This is a genomic window from Endozoicomonas acroporae (assembly GCF_002864045.1).
In the GTDB taxonomy this organism is placed as follows: domain Bacteria; phylum Pseudomonadota; class Gammaproteobacteria; order Pseudomonadales; family Endozoicomonadaceae; genus Endozoicomonas; species Endozoicomonas acroporae.
Genome location: NZ_PJPV01000163.1, coordinates 1 through 618 on the forward strand (window position 1 = coordinate 1; position 618 = coordinate 618).

The window sequence follows — 618 nt, forward strand, 5'->3', positions numbered from 1 at the left end:
AGTTAAATGACTTCCGGCATAGCCGGAAGCTTATTAGGGGACGCCCTCAAAGGGCTATTATTGCGCCCATGGGCGCGAGTCAAAACCCAGTTTCAGTTGATCCCGGTTTTCGTCGTTCTTTTCTTGATTTCGGATATATTCCCTGACAACTTCTTCATCCAAGCCGACCGTACTCACAAAGTACCCTCTTGCCCAGAAATTCTCTCCGTTAAAATTCCTTTGTCGCCCTTTAAAATGCCTTGCTATAGCAATCGCGCATTTACCTTTTAAATACCCAACTACATTGGAAACAGAGTATTTTGGTGGAATGCTTATGCAGATATGGACATGATCTCTCATCAGGTGTCCCTCAACAATTTCACAGCCTTTTCTCCTGGCAAGCTCATGAAAAATTGAGCCGAGAAACTTCCTCAAACTTCCGTAGATGACTTTTTGCCTTTTCTTGGGAATGAACACGATATGATATTTACAATCCCAGCGAGTATGAGTCAGACTTTTGTAGTCTGGCATAAGTTAAACCTCTTGATTCGTGGTGGAATCTTCGAGGTTAGCTACCGAAGCGTCGGTAAAACCTATGCGAGTCACCCCGGCATAGCCGGGGGTTTACCTAATGATTAA

1 protein-coding gene is annotated in these 618 nt (G+C 44.2%); it reads right to left on the bottom strand.

What is annotated here, in order from left to right:
- Positions 1-57: 57 nt before the first annotated feature.
- Positions 58-510, bottom strand: a complete 453-nt coding sequence (gene tnpA / locus CX664_RS21755) for an IS200/IS605 family transposase (protein ID WP_101748758.1) — start codon at positions 508-510, stop codon at positions 58-60.
- Positions 511-618 lie beyond the last annotated feature (108 nt).

Coding starts and splice junctions, on each gene's coding strand:
- tnpA (WP_101748758.1), bottom strand. CDS start 510: ATGCCAGACTACAAAAGTCTGACTCATACTCGCTGGGATTGTAAATAT.